This window comes from Pseudovibrio axinellae, from assembly GCF_900110875.1.
Taxonomy (GTDB): Bacteria; Pseudomonadota; Alphaproteobacteria; order Rhizobiales; family Stappiaceae; genus Pseudovibrio; species Pseudovibrio axinellae.
The window spans coordinates 1-6,480 of sequence record NZ_FOFM01000040.1 but is presented as its reverse complement, the minus strand read 5'-3'; the positions used below and the strand labels follow the sequence as shown (position 1 = coordinate 6,480).

At 50.3% G+C, this 6,480-nt stretch carries 4 protein-coding genes and 3 pseudogenes; 4 read left to right on the top strand and 3 right to left on the bottom strand.

All coding sequences use genetic code 11. From position 1 onward, the window contains the following. A pseudogene (locus BMZ51_RS24185) lies at positions 1-275 on the top strand (IS5 family transposase); the annotation flags it as partial. 40 nt (positions 276-315) lie between these two features. On the opposite strand, the pseudogene BMZ51_RS22825 reads toward BMZ51_RS24185, so the two are convergent. The 3 genes and pseudogenes from BMZ51_RS22825 to BMZ51_RS22815 all read right to left on the bottom strand — a co-directional run. Continuing rightward, positions 316-798 (bottom strand): annotated as a pseudogene (locus tag BMZ51_RS22825) (IS6 family transposase); the annotation flags it as partial. Positions 799-860: 62 nt separating this feature from the next. Continuing rightward, on the bottom strand, positions 861-1,313 hold the full coding sequence (locus BMZ51_RS22820) for a DUF4345 domain-containing protein (RefSeq protein ID WP_203416180.1): 453 nt from the start codon (positions 1,311-1,313) through the stop codon (positions 861-863). After that, on the bottom strand, positions 1,297-2,889 hold the full coding sequence (locus BMZ51_RS22815) for an arylsulfatase (protein WP_068007041.1): 1,593 nt from the start codon (positions 2,887-2,889) through the stop codon (positions 1,297-1,299). The genes BMZ51_RS22820 and BMZ51_RS22815 overlap by 17 nt, the downstream gene beginning before the upstream one ends. Before the next feature lie 204 nt (positions 2,890-3,093). Between BMZ51_RS22815 and BMZ51_RS22810 the strand changes: the two genes are divergently transcribed. The 3 genes and pseudogenes from BMZ51_RS22810 to BMZ51_RS22800 all read left to right on the top strand — a co-directional run. Continuing rightward, positions 3,094-3,906 (top strand): acyloxyacyl hydrolase, encoded by an 813-nt coding sequence (locus tag BMZ51_RS22810; RefSeq protein ID WP_068007037.1) that lies wholly within the window; start codon positions 3,094-3,096, stop codon positions 3,904-3,906. Positions 3,907-4,014: 108 nt separating this feature from the next. Further along, on the top strand, positions 4,015-6,114 hold the full coding sequence (locus tag BMZ51_RS22805; RefSeq protein WP_420848498.1) for a multiheme c-type cytochrome: 2,100 nt from the start codon (positions 4,015-4,017) through the stop codon (positions 6,112-6,114). 187 nt (positions 6,115-6,301) lie between these two features. Beyond that, positions 6,302-6,480, top strand: a pseudogene (locus BMZ51_RS22800) (IS6 family transposase); the annotation flags it as partial.

Genomic DNA, 6,480 nt, shown 5'->3' with positions numbered 1-6,480 from the left:
CAGCTGTTTTAAGTCCTGAGGCTGACCGGAATCCGTCATCGCGAGATAAACATATTCTTGCGATCAAAGACAAAGGGCGCCTCGGCTGGCAAAAACAAACAGGCTACAATCAGCGCTCGCGAATTGAAACCCAGATGGGACGCTGGAAACAGGTCATCGGCAACAAACTGAAGGCACGCACCTTTAACAATCAGAGGACCGAAACAAAGATTGGCGTTCGCATTCTCAACACAATAGCCGAACTCGGCAGCCCCGCGTTCGAAGCAATCCCATGACCTGAATTGACGGGTTTGGGCGTGCTGTAAGCTATTCACGACCCCTGCAACAAGGCCGCTCAACAGCCGGCATCACCTTGCGCTTTGCCGCTCTATAAGAACCAAGCTTGTCTGTGATCATTCGCTTTGGAGCAACGCCTTGCTTCGATAAAAGACGGGTCAACAAGCGCCTCGCAGCCTTGGTATTGCGCCGTTTTTGAAGGATTTCGTCCAGAATGTAACCATCCTGATCAACAGCCCGCCACAGGTAGTATCGTTGGTTCTGGATCTTGATCACAACCTCATCAAGATACCAGATATCCGAGCTTTGTGCTCTTTTGCGTCGTAACTGACGAGTGTAAGTTGGGCCAAACTTGATCCCCCACTTGCGGATGGTTTCATAGGACAGGGTTATGCCGCGCTCCAGCAGCATCTCCTCAACCTCGCGCAGGCTGAGGGAGAAGCGGTGATAGAGCCAAACAACGTGAGCGATAATTTCGGGTAGAAAGCGATGGCGTTTGTAACTGATCGGAGCACAAGTCATGTTGCCCAACTACCAATCGGAGCTGGAGCCAAAGTTAACTTGATAACACCCTTGCGAGTTCGCTATCCCTCTTCTTTTGTCACCAGCATCACTGCGATCAAGCCGAAAGCAATTTCCAGCAGGAGGTAGACCATAAGCAGGAAGCTGGGTATTCCATCCAACACCATGCTCAGTAGTCGTCCGGCAGCTAGCCCCCACATGAACACAATCAAAGTCCACAGAGCAGGGATGGTCACGCTTGTATTGAAAGCCCCGGCGAGCCAGAAGATGAGCATCGCGAAATAAAGGCCCATGATCGCTCTGAAAATATGGAGATGATCAAGGACCAGATTTTCAAAGCCGAACATCACGGTGAGACTCATTTGCGGTGCTGCTCCATAAGAAAGGGCAATCGGGAACAAACCAATCGCCGCCGCAATGAGGAAGAACCGTGTTAATGGCTGAGGTGACTTGATAGATCGCGCACCTTCCTCTTGCCGCTCTCCTCCGCTTTTGGAGTTATTGGGAAAAACCACTGCCTAACCTCTCTTGTGCCTGACTTTCCGGTGATGTTGGGCCATTCTCCGGTTTACGCGGAGGGAATGCCTCAAGCGTTTTCAGGTGACTTTGGACCAATCTCTGAGCTGGGCCAAACGCCCACATTTTCTCACCCAGCCAGCGAATATACATTCCCGATTCATTGGCCACCTTTTCATAGGGGTCGCGCCGCAGGTTAAACAACATTGGGGCGTTCAGCTTTACCTTCGGGCCGAACCATCCTTCTGGCTGAATAACGAAGTGCGCTTTCCAGTCATTGAAGCGAACAGCTTGGAGGTCGGTTCGCTCGTAATAAAGAACCTCATTTCGACTAGATTCATCTTTTGCACCAACAAGGAAATCCAGTTGATTATAACCATCCATGTGTACCTTGTAGCCCTCATAACCTTTGCGTAGTTGTTCGCGCAGATCTTGGGGGCCACCGGCTGCAGCAATCAGCGTCGGCATCCAGTCCATCGCATCAAAGATCTGGTTTTCGACACGTCCGGCTGCAATCTTCTCCGGCCACCTAATAATTGCCGGAACGCGAAATCCACCTTCCCAAGTCGTTCCTTTTTCTCCATGAAACAGTGTTGTACCACCATCAGGCCATGTCAAGGTTTCTGGGCCGTTGTCAGAAGTAAAGATCACGATTGTATTGTCAGCAACGCCTCGCTCTTCTAGCGCCGTCAGGACTTTTCCAACGTTGTCATCGAGCTCTTTCATGACAACATCCTGCAGCCCCTTACCATTTCCGAGCATCTTCTCGTATTTGGGTTTTAGGTGTGTCCAGATGTGTGCTCGTGCAGGTGCCATCCAAATAAAGAAGGGTTCATCGTTTTCTATCGCCCGGTCCATGAACTCAATAGTGTAGCGCGTAACATCATCGTCCAGCGTTTTTTGCCTATCAGGTGGCGCAGGTCCGTCATCCTCGATACGTTGCTTGCCAACCTTGCCCCACCTGGCTTGAATAGTCGGGTCGTCTTCCTGTTGTGCCCAGCTATGAATTAGGTTTCGCGGTCCAAATTCCTCATTGAAGGCCTTGTCTTTGGGCCAATCCGGGTCATTCGCATATTCCATAGCGTTCAGATGATAGAGCCACCCCCAGTATTCATCAAAGCCATGAACCGTTGGCAAGAAGGCGTTTTTGTCGCCAAGGTGGTTCTTGCCAAATTGCCCTGTTGCATATCCAAGCCCTTTTAAAAGCTGCGCGAGGGTGGGGTCCTCACTGCTTAGCCCAATCGGATCGCCAGGCAGGCCAACAGTGTGTAAGCCCGTTCGAATGGGAAGCTGGCCGGTGATAAAGGCTGATCGCCCCGCAGTGCACGAGGGCTGGGCATAATAGTCCGTAAACCTGAGACCTTCGCGCGCCAACTGATCAAGGTTTGGCGTCTCGGCACTCTTAAGCCCCTGATGGTACACACTCAGATTATCCCAGCTGACATCATCTGCCATTATGACAATGATATTGGGCTTGGTTTCTGCTTTCGCCTGCAAAGGCAAGGAGGAGAGGATGACACTTGCTGCAAAACTAACAAGCACCTTGGGAGTTATATTCCGAGCTTGGATTTTCATGTGGCCTGCCGATATTTTTTGTTTCGGCAAAACGTACACGTCGTCCTTCAAAAAACAGTGCTTATGCAGAGGCAAATTCAGTTGAGCGGGTAAGGCTATTCTTAAGAACACGCTCGCGGCAATTACGCAGTCCCAAGCAAGGGAAGACACTCCCAAATCGACGTGTTTCAATGTGCTAGGCAAATCACTTGGCAACGATACTCTATGCAAAAAAGTCACTTCCGATTGGTGCAACAAGCAGGCCTTCTGCTAGGCTTTATCGGTGCTTTTTTGCCTTGCGCTCGTGCTGCTGATCTTGCCTCACAGCATCTTCACCCAGGCCCAGCATCAAACTGGCGCTTTACACTTCAGCCTTACTTTCTGCCACCCACGATTAACGGAGATACCACAGTTGGCCGATTGCCAAATGTGAATATCAATGTGGGGGCCAACGACATCCTACAAAACCTGCGGTTTGGGATAATGTTTCATGCTGAGGCGCTGTATAAAAGTAAGGTTGGCGTTGGTTACGACCTAGCTTACATGAACATTGGCCGTGCAGCCGATCAGGTCTTACCCCAGGGTCGATTGCGTGCCAGCATGGGCCAGTTGATCATGGAAGTTTTTGGTTTTGTGCGCGTTTTCGATACCCCCCAATTCTCAGCAGATCTTCTTGCGGGCGGGCGTTACTGGGACAACGGGCTGAAGTTTGAAGTCTCAGGCTCCCTCTTCGGAGACTTCCAGATAAAACCTCAAGAAAGCTGGGTGGATCCATTTATTGGTGGGAGGGTCGCCTTTAACGCAACTGAACAGATAGTCATTTTAGCAAGGGCCGATATTGGTGGGTTCGACGTCAGCTCAAGCATTGCCTGGTTGTTACAAGGTGGCCTAGGATATACCTTTAATGACAGCTGGCAGGCGACACTCGAATACAAAGCCTTGAGTGTAGACTTCCACAATGATCGTTCAGGTCAGTCAGAGTATAGCTATGATACGATAACCCATGGACCTCTCGTCAGTGTTGCATTTAGCTTCTAGCAGGAGGTCACCTTGCGTTTTGACGCACTCTTCCTAATCCTAGGCCATTTCATTGTACACCCCGCCAATGCGCAAAACAGTGGGAGCTATGCCGGCTCAACACAATGCGTGCAGTGCCATACAAAAGAGTATGAAGCCTGGGAGGCCTCACACCACCGCCATGCGATGGAGCCCGCTAACAAGAGCAGTGTTCTTGGACGCTTCAGCGCACAAAAACTTGACCATGCACTTGTGCCTGCAATCCCTTTTGCAAAGGGCGGCACCTATTACATGCGCCTGCCAAACAAAGACGGCAGGATGGAAGACAAACCGATCCTTTACACCTTCAGTTTCTTTCCCCTTCAGCAATATTTGGCAGAAACAGAAAACGGACGACTTCAGGTCTTGCCTTGGAGCTGGGATGCAAGACCAGAGGGCGAAGGCGGTCAACGCTGGTTACAACTCTACCCTCACGCAAAAGAAACATCTTCAGCCTTTTGGAGAGGGCCAGAGCAAAACTGGAATTTCATGTGCTCTGACTGTCACTCGACCAATGTGAAGAAAAACTTCAATAGTGAAAACAGGAGCTATTCGACCTCTTTTTCAGAAGTTAGCGTGGGATGCGAAGCCTGCCACAGCGGTATGGCCCGCCATGTCGAAGATAAACAATTGGGCTCATTCCATAACGTCACGCAAGTATCTGGCCCCAAGAATCGGCTGGACCTTTCGGCACGTGTGAAACAGTGGCATTTCGAAGCTGATAACCCAACGCGCCAACCTCAGCAAAAATCTGAAACCGACCAACACAAGGTTTGTTTTTCCTGTCACAGTCGACGCTTGCAATTGGCTGATGGGCAGGCGGTCCAGAGCACGGAATATTTTGACCGCTATTTGCCCAGCCTTCTGGATGAACCACTCTTTTTTGCTGATGGTCAGCCCAGGAGCGAGACCTTTATAATGGGATCCTTCCTCCAATCAAAAATGTTTGAGAAAGGTGTCAGCTGTAGCGACTGCCACGATCCGCATAGTGGACAGTTAGTCGCGCCTGAACCACAAGTTTGCACGCAGTGCCACCTCGCCACGAAGTTTGCGACACGATCCCACACTCAACACCCCACCAGCGAAAAGAGCCCGCTTTGCAGTGACTGTCATATGCCATCAACCCTCTTTATGGCCGTAGACGCGCGCAAGGAACATAGTTTTCGAATTCCCATGCCAGGAGTGAGTGCTGCCATCGGAGCACCGGATACGTGCACCTCTTGCCATGTTGGAAAAACACAACAATGGGCTCAAGCTAAGCTAGACCACTGGAACCAAAACAACTCTAAAAATGGAGAGGCTTCTCTGCTGTTTTTTCTGGCAAGGCGGAGTGATCCGGCAGCACTGGACGGTCTACTTACGATGGCTCAAAGTCCAGGCGAAAATACCATGAAGCGCGCTGCGGCCATTGCATACCTTGCAAACTACAAGGACCCAAGGATACCTGAGGTTCTAACGAAACTGGTGCGCAACAAAAATCATTTCTTGCGCCTTGCTGTCATTAAAGGCGCCCGCAACTTGCCGCAACAAACACGTTGGCATGTTGTTGAACCCTTGCTGTCAGGCCGATCATTGGCCATTAGAACAGAAGCAGCAAGTGTCTTGGTCGAAGATTGGACAGCCCTCAGTTGGCCCCAGAAAGAACAACTGGCACCAGCTTTGGCAGAGCGTATCGCCACACTCTCCTTTAATAGTGATCGCGCCTTTTCACATTTGGTCAAATCTGAAGCGTCACTCGCGCAAGGCTACCCCAATACTGCGAAGCAACAAATTGAACGGGCCCTTGAAGTTGAGCCAAATTCGGAAGAAGCCCACGTCGCGCGCGCCGAATTTTTGCGTTCAAAAGGAAAATCACAAGAGATGTGGGAGGCCCTTGTAAACAGCCTTAAGCTGCGGCCGGATTCCGCAACACTAAACTATTTGATCGCTCTTGAGCAGTATAGGAGAGGAGACCTGGATGGTGCACTTTCATCTTTTAAGGCATCTACCCAGCTGGCTCCTGAAGAACCCCGCTACTGGCTCGCCCTTGGGCTTATCCAAAGTCACTTAGGTCAAAAACAATCCGTTTCTTCGCTTCATCGAGCATGGAGCAACGACAGGTCTGCCCCCTATAAAAATCTCCTCTGTCAAACTCAGAAAAAATTTAGAAATAAACTTTCATCACCTTGCTCACTAGACGAACCATTTTAAGAAGAGTTATGATTATTTACCTAGAGGGAAACGGGATCTGAAGGGTAGAGGTGGTAGTTGCATCACAGTACATATTTCGCACTTGGAATAACCTTTGCCCCTGCATACTGGTGAATCAGAATCTCCTCTGCGGTAAGGGTGTTATCAAGTTAACTTTGGCTCCAGCTCCGATTGGTAGTTGGGCAACATGACTTGTGCTCCGATCAGTTACAAACGCCATCGTTTTCCACCCGAAATTATCGCTCACGTTGTTTGGCTCTATCACCGCTTCTCCCTCAGCCTGCGCGAGGTTGAGGAGATGCTGCTGGAGCGCGGCATAACCCTGTCCTATGAAACCATCCGCAAGTGGGGGATCAAGTTTGGTCC

What these genes read in the sequence shown, in the direction of transcription:
- BMZ51_RS22810 (WP_068007037.1), top strand. Translation starts at nt 3,094, where the DNA reads ATGCAAAAAAGTCACTTCCGATTGGTGCAACAAGCAGGCCTTCTGCTA.
- BMZ51_RS22815 (WP_068007041.1), bottom strand. Translation starts at nt 2,889, where the DNA reads ATGAAAATCCAAGCTCGGAATATAACTCCCAAGGTGCTTGTTAGTTTT.